The organism is Streptomyces sp. NPDC033221 (assembly GCF_055577005.1).
Map to the genome: position 1 here is coordinate 18,630 of NZ_JBVIQN010000046.1, position 20,966 is coordinate 39,595.

7 protein-coding genes are annotated in these 20,966 nt (G+C 73.4%); 2 read left to right on the forward strand and 5 right to left on the reverse strand.

Annotated features, from left to right (window positions below):
• Positions 1–41 precede the first annotated feature (41 nt).
• Together ACZ53K_RS37960 and ACZ53K_RS37965 are read right to left on the reverse strand one after the other, a co-directional pair.
• The gene (locus ACZ53K_RS37960; RefSeq protein ID WP_468846273.1) at positions 42–9,338 is read right to left on the reverse strand and encodes an amino acid adenylation domain-containing protein; all 9,297 of its coding nucleotides are present in this window, start codon (positions 9,336–9,338) and stop codon (positions 42–44) included.
• Positions 9,338–13,402 carry a non-ribosomal peptide synthetase gene (locus ACZ53K_RS37965; protein ID WP_468846275.1) on the reverse strand — a complete coding sequence of 1,355 codons (4,065 nt, stop codon included), beginning with the start codon at positions 13,400–13,402 and terminating at the stop codon, positions 9,338–9,340. Before ACZ53K_RS37965 ends, ACZ53K_RS37960 begins: the two co-directional genes overlap by 1 nt.
• A gap of 743 nt (positions 13,403–14,145) precedes the next feature.
• Here ACZ53K_RS37965 and ACZ53K_RS37970 point away from each other — a divergent pair.
• The gene (locus ACZ53K_RS37970; RefSeq protein ID WP_468846278.1) at positions 14,146–17,166 is read left to right on the forward strand and encodes a non-ribosomal peptide synthetase; all 3,021 of its coding nucleotides are present in this window, start codon (positions 14,146–14,148) and stop codon (positions 17,164–17,166) included.
• A 5-nt stretch (positions 17,167–17,171) separates the two neighbouring features.
• Here ACZ53K_RS37970 and ACZ53K_RS37975 read toward each other — a convergent pair whose 3' ends face one another.
• Positions 17,172–18,233 carry an ATP-dependent DNA ligase gene (locus ACZ53K_RS37975; RefSeq protein WP_468846280.1) on the reverse strand — a complete coding sequence of 354 codons (1,062 nt, stop codon included), beginning with the start codon at positions 18,231–18,233 and terminating at the stop codon, positions 17,172–17,174.
• Positions 18,234–18,321: 88 nt separating this feature from the next.
• On the opposite strand from ACZ53K_RS37975, the gene ligD reads away from it, so the two are divergent.
• Positions 18,322–19,326, forward strand: a complete 1,005-nt coding sequence (ligD, locus tag ACZ53K_RS37980; protein ID WP_468846283.1) for a non-homologous end-joining DNA ligase — start codon at positions 18,322–18,324, stop codon at positions 19,324–19,326.
• A 27-nt stretch (positions 19,327–19,353) separates the two neighbouring features.
• On the opposite strand, the gene ACZ53K_RS37985 is transcribed toward ligD, so the two are convergent.
• Both ACZ53K_RS37985 and ACZ53K_RS37990 read right to left on the reverse strand, forming a co-directional pair.
• Complete coding sequence (locus tag ACZ53K_RS37985) at positions 19,354–20,247, reverse strand: hypothetical protein (protein WP_468846285.1); 894 nt, start codon at positions 20,245–20,247, stop codon at positions 19,354–19,356.
• Positions 20,247–20,828 carry a SigE family RNA polymerase sigma factor gene (locus ACZ53K_RS37990; RefSeq protein WP_468846287.1) on the reverse strand — a complete coding sequence of 194 codons (582 nt, stop codon included), beginning with the start codon at positions 20,826–20,828 and terminating at the stop codon, positions 20,247–20,249. Before ACZ53K_RS37990 ends, ACZ53K_RS37985 begins: the two co-directional genes overlap by 1 nt.
• Positions 20,829–20,966: the final 138 nt, after the last annotated feature.

The window sequence follows — 20,966 nt, forward strand, 5'->3', positions numbered from 1 at the left end:
GTGCGTGATGTTCGGGGGGTGTTCTCCCGGCGTGTACGGCATCACTCGCTCCCCGGGGCGGCTGGTGCGGCGGCGTCGAGTGTCTCTGTGACCGCGTCCGCCACGGCCTGGACGAACGGCGGCCGGACGATGCCGTAGTGCGTGGTGTCCAGGCTCTGCCAGCCGCGCAGGTCCGGCAGGCACTCCCGCCACCTGAGCTGCTGAGACTCCGGCGAGCCCAGGTTCGGCAGCCCGTCGACCGGCTGGTTCGCCAGCCACAGGCGGCTGGGGGTGCCGGTCAGCCGGGGCGCTTCGTGGTGCGCCATGGCGGCCACGTTGGCCCGGCAGCAGCGCGCCAGTCGCTCGGCGTACGCCTGCGCCTCACGGCTCGCGGGTGCCCCCGCGTCACCTTGTCCCAGTTCGTGCGCGAAGACCGCTTCGAGCTGCGTCTCGTCGTACGCCTCGAAATGCGGCGCGGCGTCCGGCGGCGGCGGATCGAGCAGGTGGAGCGCGGCGGCCGGTTGGCCCGCCGCTTCCGCTTCGGCCGCCATCGCCTGTGCCACCCACGCGCCGAAGGACCAGCCGGCCAGCTGCCGACGCCACGCGTCGTGCGGGAAGCGGGCCTGGAGGGCGGCGTGGTAGCGGTGGGCACGTTCGGTCAGGGACCAGGCCGGCAGGTCGGGACGGCGCAGCGCGGGGTCGGCGATCAGGCAGACGGTGAAGCGGGGGTCGAGTGCCGACACCAGCGCCCGGTACGCCTGGATGTCACCGCCGACCGGGTGGACCAGGCACAGCAGGTCACGGCCGGTGCCCTGCTGCCAGACCTCCAGCACCACCGGGTCGTCGCCGGATGCGGTGGCGGCCGGGACCGTGCCGGACGGCTCGGGACCGGGTCGCGCGCCCGCCTTCTCCAGGACCTCGTTCAGGCTGACCTGGTGGCTGAGCTGGGACAGTTCCAGGTCGACGCCGAAGTACTCCTCGACCTTGCCGATCAGATCGAGCATGGTCAGTGAGTCGGCGCCCTGGTCGTAGAGGGAGGCGTCCGGGTCCAGCTCGTCCAGGCCCAGCCAGCGGCCGAGCCACTCGGTGAGTTCCCCGGCGGCCGAGTCGGGGGCCGAGGCGGTGACTGAGACGGTGGCTGAGTCGGCGGCTGCGTCTGCGGCCGGACCCGTTGCCGGGACGGCCTCGGCGTTCTTCCCGGACGCGTCGGCCGGTGCCTCGTAGAACGCCCGGGCCTGCTCGATGGGGGTCGTGGAGACCAGCAGCTGCGGGAGCTGCAGCTCCAGTGCCCGCGCGAAGAGGTGCTGGCCCTCCTTCACCGCCAGGCCGACCGCGAGGTGTGCCTGGTGGCGGGCGTCCGTCCGCAGGGCGTCGCGCGCCATGCCGACCTCGCTCCAGATGTCCCAGTCGATGCCGATCCGCAGGGTCGCCTCGACCTCGTCGGCCCGGTGCCGGGCGAAGCCGTCCAGCAGTCCGTTGGCGGCGGCGTAGTCGAACTGGCCGATGCCGCCGAACTGCGCGGCCATCGAAGAGCAGTACGCGGCGAAGGCCGGCTGGTACCGCTCGATCAGCCGCTCCGTCAGGAGGGCGCCGTGCAGCTTGGCGGCCATGGCCTGCCGCATCGCCGCCGCGTCGCGCCGGGTGACGAGGCCGCCGGCCGCCGTGCCCGCCGCGTGCACCACACCGTCGATCCGGTGGGTGATGCCCGCGAGTCGGGTGAGGACCGTGTCCTGCGGCGTAGTGGCGAGATCGGCCGCGACCAGGTCGATGCGGTCTGCCCATAGGGACAGTTCGGCGGGCCGGCGCGGTTGCCGGGACAGCAGGATCACCCGGCAGTCGGACTGGGCCAGCAGCCAGGCCGCGATGCTGCTGCCGATGCCGCCGGTACCGCCGAGGATCAGGTACGTACCCGCCTCGGCCGGCAGCGTGGCGGGCGGCGCGGCGGCTGGGGCGGGCACGGGCAGCATCGCCTGCTCCCACCAGTACCCCTGTCGCAGCGCCAGTCGTCGCGGCAGCGTTCCGGAGCCGTCGGACCGTCCCGGCATCGCGGTCAACGCCGCTGCCCAGTCGCCGAGTCCGCGTCCCGGAAGGTCCAGCCAGCGGCCGTTGACGGCGCACTCCTGCGACGCGACCTCGCAGACGCCCGCCAGCAGTCCCAGCTCCGGGCGCCGTACCGGCCCTTCGACCGGCTGGGCCCCGTACGACAGCCACCAGGGCCGCAGCAGCGAAGCCCGCGACGTTCCGGCGACGGCTTGCAGGAGGGCGGCGGGCGTGTCGAGGCACGCCCAGCGGGCATGCGCCAAGGCGTCCTCGTCCACCGGCCCTTCGACGGCCAGCGGCAGCGCGTGCAGCCAGTCGATGCCGGCCTCGCCCGGGTCGCCCAGCGCGTCGAGCAGGTGTCGCAGCGAGGCCGGGTCGGCCGGGTCCACCTCGTACGCGTCGTCCGTCAGCCGGGCGAACGCGTCGGCCGCGCCGACCCGTACCACCCGGGACCACGCCGCCTCGAAGGGCCGCAGCGCTTCGGACGGCAACGGCTCGGCCGTCACGATAACCAGCAGGCCGTCGGCCGTCCGCGGCGCGGGTGCCGGGACGGCGCGGCTCCGCCGGACCCAGTGCGGCTGGTGCAGCCAGTCGGCCTCCGGCAGCCGCTGGGGGAGCGACTCCGTGGCGGTCTGGCCCGCAGGGCCGTCCGCTTTCGGCTCGGCGCGCTGGAAGTCGTACGTGGCCAGTGCGAACGCCGGGGGCGGGAAGTCCCACGGGGCCTGGGCAGGACCGGCGGGCCATTGGAGCGTCCGCCCGGCCGGCCAGGCTTCGGCCAGTTCCTCGGGGGAACGGCCCTCGGCGGACAGCACGTCCTCGGGTTTCTCGTCCGAGGCCGGTCTCAGCTCGGCGTCCGCGAGCGTACGCAGCCACGCCACCGCGCTCGCCGCGTCGGCGCAGACCGCCGCGGCCCGCCACCGGTGGGAAGGCCGCCCCGCCTGGAGGTGGCGCAGTACCTGGCCGTACGTCTCGGGCCGGGCCTGGAGGTAATCGGCGATGCGGGCTGCGTCGGCGCGCAGGCCGGTCTCGCTGCTGCTGGACAGCGGCAGGAAGGGCACACCCGAAACGGGCTCCGCCGTCTCACCCGCCTCCAGCACGAGATGGGCGTTGGTGCCCCCGATGCCGAAACTGCTGACGGCCGCCACCCGGGGCCGCCCGCCGGGCCAGGGCTGTGCCTCGGTCGGGATGAAGAACGGCGCGGGGTCCGGGCCGATCTGCGGGTTGAGCTGATGGAAGTCGACATTGGGCGGGATCACGCCGTGGTGGACCGACAGGGCGGCCCGTACCAGGCCGACCACGCCCGCGGCGGCGCCGAGGTGCCCGATCTGGCTCTTCACCGAGGTCAGGGCAGAGTGCCGGGACCCGTCCAGGTCGAACGCCTGGCGCAGCGCGCCGACCTCGACCGGGTCGCCCAGCGCGGTGCCGGTGCCGTGCGCCTCGACATAGCCGAGGTCGGCGCCGGTACGGCCGCTGCGGCGCAGCGCGGCGCGGATCACCTCGCGCTGTCCGGCCAGTGAGGGCGCGCTGTAACTGAGCTTGGCGGCACCGTCGTTGTTCAGCGCCGAGCCGGTGACCACCGCGTACACGGTGTCGCCGTTCCGCCGCGCCAGCCGCAGCGGCTTGAGCACGACCACACCGACGCCGCTGGCGCCGATGGTGCCGCTGGCATCGTCGCTGAAGGGGCGGCAGTGCCCGTCCTTGGAGAAGATGTGCTGCGGCCGGTAGCGGTAGCCGCCGGATAGCAGGGTGTCGACCAGGACGCCGCCGGCCAGCATCACGTCGGCGTCGCCCTGGCGCAGCAGTCCGGCGGCGACGTGCACCGCCACCAGCGAACTGGCGCAGGCCGCCTGCACGGTGAATGCCGGGCCCGACAGGTCGAGGTGGTAGGCGACCTTGGTGGTGAGGAAGTCCTTGTCGTGGTGGAGCGCCATCTGGAAGCCGTCCGGCAGGTACGCCGGGTCGGCCTCGCGCAGTACGGACTGGTAGTACGTGTTCTCGCCGCAGCCCGCGACCAGGCCGACGCGCTGTCCGGCCGGGTCGGTGATGCCCGCGTGGGCGAGGGCCTGTACCGAGCTCATCAGCAGGTGGCGCTGTTGCGGGTCCATCAGCCGGGCTTCCTGGCGGCTGATGCCGAAGTGGTCGGGGTCGAAGTCCAGCAGGCCCGCCATCTGGCTGCGGGCGCCGACCAGACCGTCGGCGGCGTCGAAGTGCTCGATGCCGCGTTCGCCGTGGCGTACCAGGTCCCAGAAGGCGCCGAGGTCGTCGGCGCCGGGCAGCCGTACGGCCATGCCGACCACGGCTATCGGCTCGTCGGCCGTGCCGGTCGCCGGTGCGTCCTGGCGGGCTGCTTCGGAACGGCCCTCCAGGAACCGTGCCAGCCGCCGGACGGTGACATGCTCGAACAGGTCGGGGATGGTGAAGGACAGCTCGGGCTCGGCGGTACACCGCAGGTGGAAGCGCATCAGGTCGAGGCTGGTGGCCCCCGCGTCGAAGAACCGCTCGTCGGGCCCGACGGGTGTGCCGGCGACCGCCTCGAACAGCTCGGTGAGCCGGGCCTCGACGGGCGACAGAGCCGCTGTGGCGGCCACGGTGCGCGGACGCAGCTCGTCACCCGGCGCGGCCAGCGCCCTACGGCGGTCCAACTTGCCGCTCGGGGTGAGCGGGAGCGATATGAGCCGCCGGAAGCGGTCGATCCGTACGTACGGAGGCAGCAGCGGCGCCAGGTGAGCGGCCAGGTCCTCCGGCGTGGGAGCGGTGTCGTCGCACTGGAGGCAGGCCACCAGCCGGTCGCCGTCGCGTACGACGACCGCGTTGACGACATCCGGGTGCTGCAGCAGCGCCGCTTCGACCTGCCCCAGTTCCAGCCGGTGGCCGCTCAGCTTGACCTGCTGGTCGTCGCGGCCCAGGTAGTGCAGCAGCCCGTCCCGGCCGAACCGGGCCAGGTCGCCGCTGCGGTAGAAGGTGCCGAGGCCGGGCAGTTCGACGAAGCGGGAGGCGTTGAACGCCGGGTCGCCGAGGTAGCAGGGCGCGGCCATCGGGCCGCCGATCAGCAGCCGTCCGGGGCAGCCCGGCGGCACGGGCGCGTCGGCCTCGTCCACGACCCGCAGCCACGCGTTGGCGACGGGTCTGCCGATGGCCGGCCGCTCTGGCCACCGCGCCGGGTCGCCCTCCAGACAGAGGCTGCTGACGACGTGCGTCTCGGTCGGGCCGTAGTGGTTGAACAGGCGCGCGCCGGGCAGCCCGGCGAACCAGCGGCGGATCGCGTCCGTGCACAGCAGCTGCTCGCCCGCGGTCACCACTTCGCGCAGCCGGGACGGGAAGCGGCCCAGCCGTACGCCGTGTTCGGCCAGCAGGTGCAGCGCCACGTACGGCATGAAGACGCGCTCGGCACCGGCCGTTTCGAGCTGTTCCAGGAGGGCGGGTGCGTCCTGCCGCCAGCCGGGCCGTACGAGATGCAGGCGGCCGCCGCCGCACAGCGTGCCGAAGATCTCCTGGAAGGACACGTCGAAGGACAGCATGGAGAACTGCTGGGTGACCGCGCCGCCCGCCAGGCCCCCGGCGTCCGCCTGCCAGTGCAGCAGGTTGCACAGGGTGCGGTCGGGCACCTGCACGCCCTTGGGGGTGCCGGTGGAGCCGGAGGTGAACAGCGTGTAGAGCGGGCGCCGTCCGTCGTGGGGCGGCTCGTCGTGCGCGGGCCGGTCGGGGGCGACGGCGGGCAGGGTGACCGGGTGCCGCGGCAGGGCATCCGCGGCGATCGCGTCGATCGCGGCTGTGCCGTCCGGCGGCACCAGGACACAGAGCGGCCGCACCTGGTCGAGGATCTGCCGCAGCAGGGCCGGCGGGTAGGACGGGTCGAGCGGCACCATGGTGAGGTTGAGCCGGGCCAGTGCCAGCAGCGCCACCACATGCTCGGCGGAGGGCTCGAAGTGGAGCGCGACGCAGTGCGGTCGGCCGTCGTCCTCCGGGGGCAGCGGGTGGGTGGCCCGCAGTTCGGATGCCAAGGCGGCTGCGTGCGCGTCGAGTTCGGCGTAGGTCAGGCTGCGGCCGTCGGCGACCAGCGCGGGGGCGCCGGGCGTCAGCCGGGCCTGGCGGGCGAAGCCCTCGGCCACGGTGGTGAAGGCCGGGGGAGTCGTCAGGCCGCGGCCGTGGTCGGGCAGTCCGCTGCGGTACGGGCCCACCAGCTCGGCGAGTGTGGCCGTGCCGCCCTCGGCCAGGGCGTCCAGCCCCTGCCGGAACAGGCCGGACAGGGCCTCGACCTCGGCTCCGTCGAAGTGGTCGTCGGCGTACTCCCACAGGCAGTCGAAGCCCGCCCCGTGCTCGATCACGGACAGCGTCAGCGGGCACTTCGCCTCGGCGGGCACCGGCCACTCGGGGCGGGAGACGCAGCCGGGCAGCTCCAGCGCCCCGAAATCGGTGTTCTCCAGGACGAAGAGGAAGTCGAACGGCGAGCCGTCGGTGCGGTTCTCCCGGTCGGCCAGTACGTCGGCCAGCGCCACGTCCTGCCGGTCCAGCACCTCCTGTACGGCCGCGCCCTGACGCAGCAGTTGCGCGCGCAACCGCTCGGCCGGCGCCAGGTCCAGGGGCAGCAGCACGGTGTTGGCGAACATGCCGACACTGTCCTCGAAGGCCTGCACCGGCCGGTTGGCCACCGGCCCGGCGATACGCGGCCGGGAGCGGCCGGTCACGCCGTACAGGCTCCAGGCGAACACGCCCAGCAGCAGCTGAAAGCGGGTGAGCCCCAGCTCTGTGCAGAGCCGGTCGAGTGCGGCGCGGCGGCCCTGGTCGAGCGAGGCACACAGCAGCCGGCCGTTGGCGCGGGCCCGGGGGCGGGCGGGCTCCAGCAGGGCCGCTCCCTCGTCCAGGCCGCTCAGGCGGTCGTGGAGCGCGGCGCGCTGCTCCTGGTAGGCGCCGCGGCCGAACCACTCGGCCTGCCATCCCGCGTAGTCGAGCGGGGTCGGGGCCATGGCGGGCTCTGCCGTCTGCGTGCCGCTCAGCGCGGCCGCGTAATCGGCCGAGAACTCGCGGAACAGGACGTTGAGCGACCAGCCGTCGACCGCGATGTGGTGCAGATGCAACAGCAGTACGCCGCCTCCGGGGCGCGTCAGGCAGGTCGCTTGCAGCAGGCGTGGGCGGTCGAGCGCGAAGGGGGTGGCGAAAAGGCGGTCGGCGGCGGGACGCCAGTCGGACGCGTCACCGGTGTGTGTGCCGGGCTCCGTCAGCGATTCCGGAGCCACCCACGGGTCGTACGCCTCGCCCACCGCCTGCCGCAGCCCCTCCGGCGTGGCCTCGAAGGCCGTACGGAGCGCTGGGTGGCGCGCGACCAGCCGTCGCAGCGCTTCCCGTAGGGCTGCGATGTCGACCGAGCCGTCCAGCCGGAAGGCCAGCGGGACGTTGTAGGCGCAGGACCGCGGGTCCTGCTGTTGCAGGAGCCAAAGCCGCTGCTGCTCCGAGGTGGCGGGCGCGGAGCGGGCACCTGAGGGCGCGGGCGGCTCCGGGTACGGAGAGTCCGCACCGGGACGGGAATCCGCACGGGTCTCCGCGATGGCCGCGGCGAGCTGCGCGAAATCACCCTGGAGCACCAGCGCTTGCGGGATCTCGCAGCCCCAGAGCCGCCGCACCTCGAAACGCAGCCGGAGCGCCTTGAGCGAGTCGCCGCCGTTGGCGATCCACCGGTCGCCCAGCCGCAGCCCCGGTACGCCCAGCACACGGCCCGCCAGCTCCAGCACCTCACGCTGCCAGGGAGTGGCCGCCGCGTCCGCCGCCGACTCCGGGCGCTGCCAGGGGCGGTCGTCACGACGCAACAGTGCCGTTCCGTCGACCTTGCCGTTGGCGTTCAGCGGCAGCTCGTCCACCAGGTGGACGTGGTGCGGGCGCATGTAGGCCGGGAGGCCGGCCGCCAGGTGCCGGTCGAAGGCGTCGAACGACAGCTCCTCGCCGAGCACCAGGTAGGCCAGCAGCTCGTTGACGCCGTGCGCGTCGCGGCGGGTGCACACATACGCCCGGCGCACCGCCGGATGGGCCTCGATCTGCCGCTCCAGCTCGCCCGGCTCGATGCGGAAGCCCCGCACCTTGACCTGGCGGTCGGCGCGCCCGACGTAGGTGATCAGTCCGTCGGCGTCGCGGCGTACGAGGTCGCCGGTGCGATAGTGGCGGGTGGTGCCACCGTCGTGCCAGGGCAGCCGTACGAAGCGGCGCCCGGTCTCCTCGGGGAGGTTGCGGTAGCCCGCCGCCAGCGCCTCGCCCGACAGGTACAGTTCGGCCGTCTCGCCGGGTTCGGCGACGCGGGTGCCGTCGGCCACCACCAGGGCTCCGGTGCCCGGCAGTGTCCGGCCGATGGGTACCGCGTCCGTGCCGAAGTCGCGGGGGACGGGGTGGCAGAGGGCGAAGGTGGTGGCCTCGGTGGGGCCGTAGATGTTGTGGAGCCGGGTGGTGCTCGTGGGGTTGTCCCGGTACCAGCGGCGGACCAGCGCGCTGTTGAGCTGTTCCCCGCCGATGAGCACCTCGCCGACGCCGGAGAAGCAGTCCGGCACCTTGTCGGCCACCACGTTGAACAGCGCCGTGGTGATGAACAGGGCGTCGATGCGCGCACGCCGCAATGCGGCCGCCAGCAGGTGCGGAGTCTGCACCTCCTCGTCGCTCAGGATCACGCAGCGGCCGCCGGTCAGCAGGGGCACCCACACCTCGAAGCTCAGCGCGTCGAAGGCGGGGTTGGCCAGGCAGGCGTAGCGCGCGCCCTCCTTCAGCCGGATGTACCCGGGCCGCGCCAGCCGCAGAATTCCGGCGTCCCGCACCTCGACGCCCTTGGGCCGGCCGGTGGTGCCCGAGGTGTAGAACACGAAGGACGCCGGTGCGGCGGCGGCCGGCGGCAGCGGGGCCTCGTCGGCGGCCGGGGAGGCGGCGAGCAGGCCGGCCACCGGCAGCGTCCGTACGTCCTCGGGCAGCCCGTCGGGAGCCGTACCGCCGTGGATCAGCGTCCCGCTGCCGGAGTCGGTCAGGATGTGCCGCCGCCGCTCGGGCGGACTCAGCCGGTCGAGCGGCACCACCACGGCGCCCAGCCGCAGAATGCCGAGCATCGCGCAGACCAGCTGCCATGAGCGAGGCAGGCAGACCGCCACCGCCTGGCCGGGGCGTACGCCGTGGCGGTGCAGGGACCGGGCGACGGCAGCACTGGCGGCGTCGAGTTCCGCGTAGTCCAGCTGCCGGTCACCGTCCACGACGGCCACGGAGGCGGGTCTGCGGCGGGCCTGCGCGAGCACGGCGGCGGCCAGACAGGTGGAGGCCGGGAGCCCGGCCGAGACGGTCGATTCGGGTTCCATCATCACTCCTGGGCCTGTGCTGACTCGGCTTCCGCCCCGGCGGGCAGCGACGGCCCGGAGACCGGGCCGCCGGACGGCGGGGGAGAGGCGGCGGGACCGCCGGGCGGTGGCGAGACGGCCGGGAAGCGGGCCAGCTCGGCCTCGATCAGTGCGGCCACCCGCAGCACCTCGGTGCTCTCCAGCATCTCCCAGTGGTCGCAGTACGCCGGTTCCACCACGAAGTCGCCCTTCGCACGGCGCTGCCAGAAGTCCCGTACGCCGCGCAGGAAGGGAGTGTCGGTGCCGTCCTCGACGGCCTGGACGAGGAGCGTGCGGGCCGCCGTCGGCGGAGCGGTGTAGGCGCCCGCGGTCTGCCGGTTGTGGTTGTAGATACGGAAGTACTGGTCGATCTGCTCGTCGTCGATGCCGGGGTACATCCCGTTGAACTTGACCAGCTTGTCGCGGAACTCGGCCAGTTCCACCGGCGCCGTCGCGGCGCGGTCGGCCGGCTCGTCCGAGCCCTGGGTGTCGAGCAGGACCACGCTGACGTCGCCGCGGCCGGACGCCGCCAGCAGCCGCCCCATCTCGTGGGCGACCAGACCGCCGTACGAGAGGCCGGTGAGCACCAGCCGGCCGCCGTCCAGCAGCGGCTCGACGAGCCGCAGATACGCCTCGGCCATCGCCTCGACCGTGGGCAGGAACGTTTCGCCGGGGTTCACTCCGGGCGACTGGATGCCGTGGACACCACAGGACTCCGGCAGCGCCTTGGCGAGCGACAGATAGCAGAAGGCGGTGCCGCCCGCCGGGTGGACGCAGACCACCCGCTGCCGCCCGTCACCCGGGCGGAACTCGATCAGATTGCTGTCCGGCCGGTCCGGCGCGCCCCGGCGCAGCCGCCCTCCCAGCGCCTCGATCGTCGGATGCAGCATGATCTCGCGCACCGGCAGCGTCTCGCCGAACTCCTCGCGAACGGCGTGCGCCAGTTTGATCGCGGAGATCGACGTGCCGCCGATGTCGAAGAAGCTGTCGCGGATGCCGATCTCGGCCTGGACCAGCACCCGCTGCCAGATCCGGTACAGCGCCAGCTCGATGTGGTCCCGGGGGCTGGCCAGGTTGACCTGTACGGGACCGCCGGCCCGCGCCTGCTCCAGCAGGGCCGCGCGGTCCGGCTTGCCGTTGGCGGTGCGCGGCAGGTGCGGCAGCTCGACGAACAGTGCCGGGATCATGTAACCGGGCAGCCGCCGTGCCAGCGCGGCGCGCCAGGCGTCGGGCTGCTCGGGTGCGGCGTCGCCCCGGCCCAGGAAGGCCACCAGACGCGCCTCACCGGCCGCGTCCCGGTCGGCCACCACCACCGCCTCGCGCACGCCGGGCCCGTCGAGCAGCGCCGCCTCGACCTCGCCCAGCTCGATACGGAAGCCGCGCAGCTTGACCTGGTGATCGCGGCGGCCGACGAATTCGGCGCTGCCGTCGGGCAGCCGCCGGGCCAGGTCGCCGGTGCGGTACATCCGCTCGCCGGGCGCGAAGGGGTCCGGCACGAAACGCTCCGCGGTCAGGTCCGGGCGGCCCGCATAGCCGCGGGCCAGGCCCGCGCCGCCGATGTAGACCTCACCGGTCACCCCGGCGGGCACCGGCTCCAGGCGCGCGTCGAGCAGCCGGACCCGGGTGCCGTCCAACGGGCGGCCGACCGGAGCCGTCCGGGGCAGCGGCAGCGGCTCGGTGTAGCCGGTGCTGAAGACCGTGGTTTCGGAAGGGCCGTAGCCGTTGAGCAGGCGCAGCTTCGGCAGGACCGACCGCATCCGGTGCAGGGCCTGCTCCGGTACGGGCTCCACCCCCGTCAGCAGCCGGCGCAGCGACAGGCCCGCCAGCCGCTCCTCGGGCGCCTCGTCGATCCACTTGATGAAGGCGGGCGGCAGGAACGCCTGGGCGATGCGGTGGGTGCCCAGCCACTCCATCAACGCCTCGGGGTCGGCGCGGAGTTCCCCCGGCACCGGGTGCAGCACCCCGCCGGTGGTGAGCGGCAGCAGGATCTCGAACACCGAGCAGTCGAAGCCGATGCTCGACCACCAGGACGCGGCCTCGCCCGCCCCGGCGTCGAACCGCGCCAGCCAGTGGTCGAAGAGGCTGCCAACGTTGCCATGCGTGACGGCGACGCCCTTGGGCCGACCGGTGGAACCCGAAGTGAAGATCACGTAGGCGAGCCGGGAGGGGTGGGCGGCGATGCCGGGCGCGTCGTCCCGCTGCCCCTCCGCCTCGACGGCGGCCAGCGGCTGCCGCCCGCCCGACGGTACGGCCGCGTCGCTCAGCACCAGGGCGGGCGCGGCGTCCTCCACCATGCGGGCGAGCCGCTCCGCGGGCAGTTCGGGGTCGAGCGGCAGGTACGCGGCCCCCGCCTTGAGAATGCCCAGGATGCCCACCACCAGCGCCACCGAACGCCCGGCGTGCAGCCCGACCACCTGGTCCGGGCGCACACCACGGGCGATGAGGGCGTGGGCGAGCCGGTTGGCGCGCCGCTCCAGCGTCGCGTAGTCGAGCCGTTCGCCGTCGCACACGAGGGCCGTACGGTCAGGCTGCTCGCGTACGCGGTTCTCGAAGCGTTCGACCAGAGCGAGCGGTGTCCCGGAGCGGTTCGCGGTCTCGTCCCAGTCGGCCACCAGCTGCTGCCGCTCCGGCTCGTCGAGCAGCGCCAGCGCGTCGGCGGGCGTGCCGGGGTCCGCGGCCATCTGCGTCAGCACATGCCGGAGATAGCGGCCGTACCTTTCCACGGTTTCCGCGTCGAACAGCGCACTGGCGTAATCCAGGCTGCCGGTGATACGGCCGTCCTCTTCCGCGAGGGACAGCGTGAGGTCGAACTTCGCGACGTCGTACGGCGAATCCAGCGGCGTCACCTCGATATCCGGCAGCGACAACTCGCCCTCCTCGCTGTTCTGCCACGCGAACATGGTCTGGAACAGCGGAGTATGGGCCGGGCTACGGGACGGATTGACGAGCTCCACCACCTGCTCCCACGGCAGGTCCTGGTTCTCCAGTGCCTTCAGGGCGACCCCGCGTACGCGCTTGAGGAGTTCGGCCACCGTCGGCCCGCCGGAAAGATCGATACGCAGTGCCAGCGTATTGACGAAAAACCCGATCAGGCCTTCCAGTTCAGTCCGCCGGCGATTGGCCACCGGCGTGCCGATCACCACGTCGGTCTGTCCCGACAACCGGGACAGGACCAGGGACCATCCCGCCAGCACGGTCATGAACAAGGTGCTGCCGTTGCGCCGGCTCGCGTTCTTGAGGGCGGCGGTCAATTCCGCGTCGAATTCCAGGCGCAGCTTTCCGCCGCGGTAGTCCTGTTCGGCGGGTCGGGGCCGGTCGGTCGGCAGTTCAAGCAGCGCGGGAGCGTCGGCCAGTGCCTTCTTCCAGTGATCGGCCTGTTTGGCCGGTCCGCCGTCGGAAAGCCACTTCCGCTGCCATGCGGCGTAATCGGCGTACTGCACCGGCAAGGGCGGCAGAGAAACCTCCCCGCCGGAGCGGAAAGCGGTGTACAGCTCGGCGATTTCCCGTGTCATCACCGTCATCGACCAGCCGTCGGACGCGATGTGATGCGCGGTCAGCAGCAGCACGTGGTGGTCGGCGGACAGTACCACCAGGCGCCCGCGGATCAGCGGGCCCCCGGCCAGGTCGAACGGGGCCGCTGCCTCCTCACGCTGGAGGGCGGCGAGCCGCGCCTCGGCGTCGGACGCGTCATCCGCCCCGGTCAGATCGTGCACGTGCAGGGCAAAACCCACGTCCGCCGGGTCGATGTGCTGGGCGGGCTCACCCGCCACGGCGACCAGGCGGGTGCGCAGCACTTCGTGGCGGGCCACCAGCGCGTCCAGCGCACGGGTCAGCGCCGCCCGGTCCAGCGGTCCGCGCAGGCGGAAGGCCTGCGGCATGTGGTACGCCTCGCCGGCGCCCCGCAGCTGTGCCAGGAACCACAACCGCTGCTGCGCGAAAGACAGCTCCAGCGGTCCGGTACGACAGGTCAGCGGTTCAACAGCGGTCTGCTTCCGCGTCGTCCGGGGGTGTTCGGAAGTCGATGCGCGGAACGTTTGGTTCGCCGGCAAAACGGGCTCTTCTTCTCTGCGAGGAGGGCTTTTCGTGCGGACGGCCGAATGCCTGCCGCCGGCCGGCCCGAATTACCGATCGGTAAGGGGCGGGAGGGGGTGGGCCGGCGGTATCGGATCGGGCGCCGCGCAGGCCGCTGCGGAAGTCATGGCCGAACTCGCGGGCCGGTCCCGTCGCACGGGTCGGCCGGAGTCCGCTCAGGTACGCCGGAACGGCTCGACGTGGGCGGAAACCCGGAGGTGAGGGGTGGTGCGGTGATTTTTCGAAGCGGTGGTGAAGTGCGGGCGGTGCCGTGGGACTTCCGTCGGGAAGTACCGGTCACACCGGCCGGCCGGTACGGTCCGGTTCACCACCTCAAGTGGCCATGGTGCGCACTCGCTTTCCGGGCCGCGGGTCGCGCGGCCCCGTGCAACGGCTCCTTCGATTCGGCGCCGTGCTGGACGCTCGGTAACCCGCCGATGATCGAACAGGGTTGCGGAGTGTGTCAATGGTCGTTTGTTCCCCGTATGGCCGGTGCCCCGAGTCGGTGCGCGACGGCACGGCGGTCTGAACGGCCGTGTGCCACGGCCCTGATGACGAGCGGTGAGGACGGTGTCGAGGGCCCCGCAAACTCTGCGGAAATCTTGCGGGAAGAGCCGAAGATCGCGCAGAAAGTTGCATATCCCAGTCGGAGTGAGGCAGATTGAGAGCGCTTCCAACGGCGGGGGTCGCCCTCGGCCGCAGTGCTGAAGAAAGCTGTTCGATGCCCGACGCCGCAGCAAGCCCGCGCTCCCCGATACCGGCCCGCCCGGAGCCGTGCCCCGCCTCGGCGGCGCAGCGCGGGATCTGGTTCAACGAACAGCTCGACGATTGCGGCGCCGTGCACCACGTGCCCTTCACCCTGCACCTCGACGGCGCGCTCGACACCGCCGCGCTGCGTCGCGCGTGCGAAGCCGTCCCGCGCCGCCACCCCGGTCTCACCAGCGCCGTCGAGAACCGCGACGGCGTCCCCTTCCTCGTCCCGGCCCCGGCCCGGCCCGAGTTGCTGACCGAGCGCGCGGACGAGGAAGCCACCCGCCGGCACATCCTGACGCCGTTCGACCTCGCCGCGGGCCCGCTGTGCCGCCTGGTCCTGCAGATCCTCGGCCCCCGCGAGCACCGGCTGCTGGTGGTCGCCCACCACCTGGTCTTCGACGGGCACTCGATGGAGCTGTTCGCCGCCGACCTCGCCGCGCACTACGGGGCGGAGGCCGGGCACGGCACCCCCGTGCCCCCGGAGCCCGCGCCCGCCGAACCGGCTTCAGCCGAGGACGCGCGGATCGCCGCCAAACTGCCCGCGGCCCGCGACCACTGGGCCCGGCACCCGCTCGGCGACGACGACCTGACGCTCCCCGGCCTGGCCCGTCCCGCCCACGGGACGGGCCCCGGCGAATCCGTGGAGTTCCGCCTCCCCGAGGAGCTGCGGTCCCGGCTCGGCCCCCTCGCGGAACAGCTCGGGGTGACCCGCTTCGAGCTGATCGTCGCCTCCCTGCACGCCCTCCTCTTCCGCTACGGCAACGCTGCGCCGGTCACCGCCCTCGACCTCGGCACCCGCACCCCCGAGCAGCTCGGCCACATCGGCGTCCACGTCAACGAACTGCCCTTCGGCTCCACGCCGGAGCCCGGCCTGGCGTTCGCGGACTTCGCCCGCGCGACCCGGTCCGGCCTGCGCGAGCTGTACCGCGTACGGGAGGTGCCGCTCGGCCGCGCCGCTGCCGGCATCAGACCGGGGGTCGCGCTCGCGCCGGTCTCCCTGACGTACCGCCGCCCGGGACCCGCACCGGAGTTCCCCGGGCTCACCGTGACGGCGGACTGGACCCCCTCCAACCACACCGCCCGCAACGCCCTGCGCATCGAGCTGGTCGACGGTCCCGACGGCTTCGACGTCCTGCTCCAGTACCCGCCGCGGTCCCTGGCGCGCGAACACGCCGAGAGCGTGGCCCGGCACTGGCTGACCCTGCTCGGCCACACCGCGGCCCACCCGGACACACCCCTGGCCGGGCTGCCGCTCCTCGACGGGGACGAACGCGACCGGCTGCTGCACCGCGTCAACGACACGGCCGTGGCGTACCCGGCCCGGACGGTCCCCGAGATGTTCGCGGAACAGGCGGCCCGCACCCCCGACGCCGTCGCGGTCGTCCATGCGGACCGCAGCCTGACCTACGCGGAACTGGACGCCGACGCGGAACACCTCGCCGCCCGCCTGCGGGACAAGGGCATCGGCGAAGGAGCGCTCGTCGCCGTACGGGCGAGCCGCTCCGAACGGCTGCCGGCCGGCCTGCTCGGCGTCCTCAAGGCCGGCGCGGCCTACATACCCCTGGACGCGGAATACCCGCCGGAGCGCATCGAGTTCGTCCTCACGGACGCCGACGCCGCACACGAACTGGGCGACGCCGACCTCATGGCCACCGAGAGCGGCCGGCAAGCCGCCGACGCACCGCGCCACCCGGCCCCCGCGCCCGGCGACCTCGCCTACGTCATCTACACCTCCGGCTCCACCGGCCGCCCCAAGGGCGTACAGATCGAGCACCGCTCCCTCACCAACCTGCTGCTGTCCCTGCGCGACCTGCTCGGCTCCGGCCCCGGCCACCGCTGGCTGGCACTGACCTCCGTCTCGTTCGACATCTCCGGACTGGAACTCTTCCTCCCGCTGGTCACGGGTGGCACGGTGGTCGTGGCGGGCGCGAGCGACACGCGCGACGGCGCGGCACTGGCCGAGCTGATCACCCGCCACGGCGTCACCCACGTCCAGGCCACCCCGACCGGCTGGGCCATGCTCCTCGACCACGGCTTCGACGCGCCCGCCGTGACCGCGCTCGCCGGGGGCGAGGCACTGCCGCCGACGCTCGCGCAGCGGCTGCGTCCGCGCGTCGGCCGGCTCCTGAACGTCTACGGTCCGACCGAGACCACGATCTGGTCGACGTATGACGAGATCGGACCCGAAGCCGGCCAGGTGACGATCGGCCGGCCGCTGGCCAACACCCGGGTGTACGTGCTCGACGAGCGCCTGGCGCCGGTGCCCGTGGGCCTGCCCGGCGACCTCTACCTCGCCGGGGACGGCCTCGCCCGCGGCTACGTCGGACGGCCGGAGCTGGACAGCGAGCGCTTCCTGCCCGATCCGTACGGCCCGCCGGGCAGCCGGATGTACCGCACCGGCGACCGGGCGCGGCACCGCGGCGACGGCCGCCTGGAGTTCCTCGGCCGTACCGACGATCAGATCAAGCTGCGTGGCTACCGCATCGAACTCGGCGAGATCGAGTCCCGGCTGCTCGCCCTGGACGGCGTGCACCGGGCCGCCGCCGCGGTACGGGACGGCCGGCTCGTCGGCTACCACGTCGGCGAGGCGGACGCCGGGCGTCTGCGCCGGGAACTGGCGGTGGCGCTGCCCCCGTACATGGTCCCGGAGGTCTTCGTCGCCCTCGACGCGCTGCCCACCACACCGAACGGCAAGCTGGACCGGCCCGCGCTGCCCGCGCCGGCCGAGAAGGTCACCGCCGGGCCGTCAGCGGCCGGCAGTCCGCTGGAAGCGGTCCGGGAGATCTGGCGCGAGGTCTTCGGCCTGCCCGGACTCACCGACACCGACGACCTCTTCGACCTCGGCGGCCACTCCATCACCATGACCCAGATCTCGACCCGGATACTCGACCGGCTCGGCGTGGACGTGCCGCTGTCCGCCTACTTCGACGCGCCGACCGTCGAGGGCATCGCGGCCGTGGTCGCCGAGCTCCGGGAAGAGTCCGAGTAGGGCGGTCACGCCCCCAGTACCTCCGCCAGGTCGTAGCGGACCGGCTCCGCCAGCTGCGTGTACGTGCACGACGCCGGTTCGCGGTCCGGACGCCAGCGCCGGAACTGGGCGGTGTGCCGGAAACGGTCGCCCTGCATATGGTCGTACGCGACCTCCAGCACGCGTTCCGGGCGCAGCGGCACCCAGGACAGGTCCTTCTTGCCCGTCCACCGGCTGGGACCGCCGGGCAGCCGGCCCGCCGCCTGCGCCTCCTCGCTGGTCCACTCCTCCCACGGATGGCCCGCGACGGACTCCATCCGCAGCGGCGCCAGCTCCTCCATCAGCTCCTGACGCCGGCGCATGGGGAAGGACGCGCACACGCCGACGTGCTGGAGACGGCGCTCCCCGTCGTACAGGCCCAGCAGCAGGGACCCCACGACCGGGCCGCTTTTGTGCGGCCGCAGACCCGCCACGACGCAGTCGGCGGTCCGCTCGTGCTTCGTCTTGACCATCACCCGGCGGCCCGGCCGGTACGGCATCCCGGGCGGCTTGGCGACGATCCCGTCCAGCCCGGCCCCCTCGAACTGCTCGAACCAGTCGCGGGCCGTATCGAGGTCGTCGGTGACGGGCGCGGTGAACACCGGGTCGGCGGCGTCCCGCAGCGCCGTCGTCAGGGCGTCCCTGCGGTCCCGCTGCGGTACCGGCATCAGCGACTCGTCACCCAGCGCCAGCAGGTCGAACGCGACGAAGGACGCCGGGGTCAGCTCCGCGAGGTGACGTACCCGGGACTCGGCGGGGTGGATGCGCTCCAGCAGGGCGTCGAAGTCCAGCCGTCCCTCCCGGGCGATGACGATCTCACCGTCCAGTACGCAGCGTGGCGGCAGCTCCGTACGCAGGGCCTCGGCGAGCTCGGGGAAGTATCGGGTGAGCGGCTTGCCCGAACGGCTGCCCAGCTCGACCTCGGCACCGTCGCGGAAGACGATGGCCCGGAAGCCGTCCCACTTGGCTTCGTACTGTATGCCGGGCGGGATGTCCGGGGCGGCCTTGGCCAGCATCGGCTCCACCGGGGGCATCACGGGAAGGTCCATGAGGGCGATTGTGCGGCGGAGCGCGCGGACCGGCGGCGGTACGCGCCGCCGACGGGCGGGGCCTGCCCGTACGGCCTAGCGTGGGTGCATGGCAGAGTCGCTGGAGCTGACCGTGGGGGGCCGGACGGTCCGGGTGTCCCACCCGGACAAGGTCTATTTCCCGCAGCGCGGCTTCACCAAAGCCGATGTCGTCCGCTACTACCAGAGCGTCGGTGACGGCATCCTGCGCGCGCTGAAGGACCGGCCCACCACGCTGCAGCGCTACCCCGACGGCGTGGACGGCGAATCGTTTTTCCAGAAGCGGGCGCCGAAGAACCTCCCCGACTGGATCCCCACCGGCCGGATCTCCTTCCCCAGCGGCCGGTACGCCGACGAGATCTGTCCCACCGAACCCGCCGCCGTCCTGTGGGCCGCCAACCTCGGCTGTCTGACCTTCCACCCCTGGCCGGTCCGCCGGGGCGACACCGAGCACCCGGACGAGCTGCGCATCGACCTCGACCCGCAGCCGGGCACGGGCTACGCGGACGCGGTACGGGCCGCCCTCGCCCTGCGGGACGTGCTGGACGGCCTCGGGCTCACCGGCCGGCCCAAGACCTCCGGCGGCCGCGGCCTGCACGTCTTCGTACCCATCGCACCCGACTGGACCTTCACCCAGGTCCGGCGCTCGGCGATCGCGGTGGCCCGGGAGCTGGAGCGGCGCGACCCCGGGCACATCACCACCTCCTGGTGGAAGGAGGAGCGCGGCGCGAAGATCTTCGTGGACTACAACCAGACCGCGCGGGACCGCACCATCGCCAGCGCCTACTCCGTACGGCCCTTCCCGCACGCGCCGGTGTCCGCGCCACTGCGCTGGGAGGAGCTGGCCGACGCCGTACCGGAGGACTTCGACATCGTCACCATGCCGGCCCGCTTCGCCGAACTGGGCGATCTGCACGCCACCATGGACCGGCACCCCTGCCGGCTGGAGGCCGCGCTCGAACTCGCCGACCGCGACGAGCGCGAGCACGGACTCGGGGACCTCCCGTACCCGCCGGAGCACCCGAAGATGAAGGGCGAACCCAAGCGGGTGCAGCCGAGCCGCGCGAAGAAATGACCCGCGGCCCGGCTGTGACCCGGTCCCTCAGAAGGTCCCCCGTACGCGCAGCCCACCGCCCGGCGCCTGGGCCGTCGCCGTGTACGAGTCGTCCTTCGCGTCCCGGCCGCCCGCCGCGTGGTTGTACTGGCCCGCGAAGACATGCCGCCCGGCGGGCACGGTCCGGCCCGCCTTCAGCGTCCACCGGTAGACCAGCGCGCCGTCGTGCTCATCCACGGACACCGTGAAGTCGTCCGGGGGCAGCGTGCTCCAGTGTCCGGTGTCCGCCACGCCGCCGGTCTGGGCTATCCGCAGCTCCACGGTGAGCGCGCTCAGCGGCTGCCCGGTCTGGACCGTGACATTGCTCTGCGCCCAGTAGGTGTTGCTGTGCGGGTCCACGGAGCCGTCCGACCACAGGGTGCCGTCCTCGGTACGCGGCGGGCCGTCACCCGTATCCCCGGACGGCGGACGCGCACCGGAGGAGGCGCCGGGTGCCGGGGGCGTGGACGGGCCGCCCGTACGGCCGCCGCTACTGGTTCCGCCGGTCGGCCCGCCGGGCCGCGCCGTCCTCCCGGGCTTGCCGGAAGGCGGCTCGGCCGGGGTCGCCGACGGGCCGGGCGGGGGAGTGGGCGAGGCGGGCCGGTCCTCGCCCGGCCCGGCGGGAGAGACCGGGCGCGTCGTCACCCTGCCCGGGCCGGCGTCGGGTGACTGCACGACCGTCGCCACCGCGTACCCACCTGCGACCAGTGCCCCCACCGTCGCTGCGGCCGCGAGGGCGACCCGGGGCCACGAGCCGCCCGGCGCCGTCCTGCGGCGCGGCTCCGCACCGGCTTCGGTGGAGCCCGCCATGCCGCGCTCCAGCCGCGCCAGCATCCGGGCGCGGTCCGGACCGTGGTCCTGCGCCGCTTCGCGCAACCGCCTGCGCACGTCGTCGTCCGCCATCACTTCCCCCTCCCCGCGAGGTCGTCCACGGCCCCCGCGCCCAGGTGCCGCTGAAGTTCCGCCATGCCCCGGGAGGTCTGGCTCTTGACCGTACCGACGGATATGCCCAGCGCCAGGGCGGTGTCCCGCTCCGACAGGTCGAACGCGTGCCGCAGCACGACGCACGCGCGCTTACGGAACGGCAGCCGTTCCAGCGCCTGCCGGACGTCCACGACGGCGGCCACGTCGGGGCCGTCCGACCGCTCGGAGCGCTGCGACCAGAACAGGGCGATGCGGCGCCGCTCGCGCACGGTGCTGCGGATGCGGCTGCGGGCCATGTTGGCGACCACGCCACGGGCGTAGGCCACCGGGTGTTCCGCGTCGCGCACGCGGTCCCACCGGTGCCACAGGGCGAGCAGCGCGTCCGCGGCGAGATCGTCGGCGGCGTCCGTCTCCCCCGTGAGCAGGTGGGCCAGGCGGGCCAGTTCGGCGTGATGGCGCTCGAAGAAGGCGTGGAACTCCGCCGATGCGTCAGCGGTGCCGGGGGACGGGGCGGCGGCTGGGACTGGACCGGTGCCGGGGCTGCTGCCTGAAGTGCTCATGCTCATCGGAGGGGCGGTGGACGAGATCATGCCAACCATTCGGGGTGCGGCGGCTGCAGCCGGTGACCGGTACGGAAGAAAAGGCTGACCACGGGCGGGCTCTCTCGGTCGGGGACGCTCTGTCAGCCCCTCAGTTGC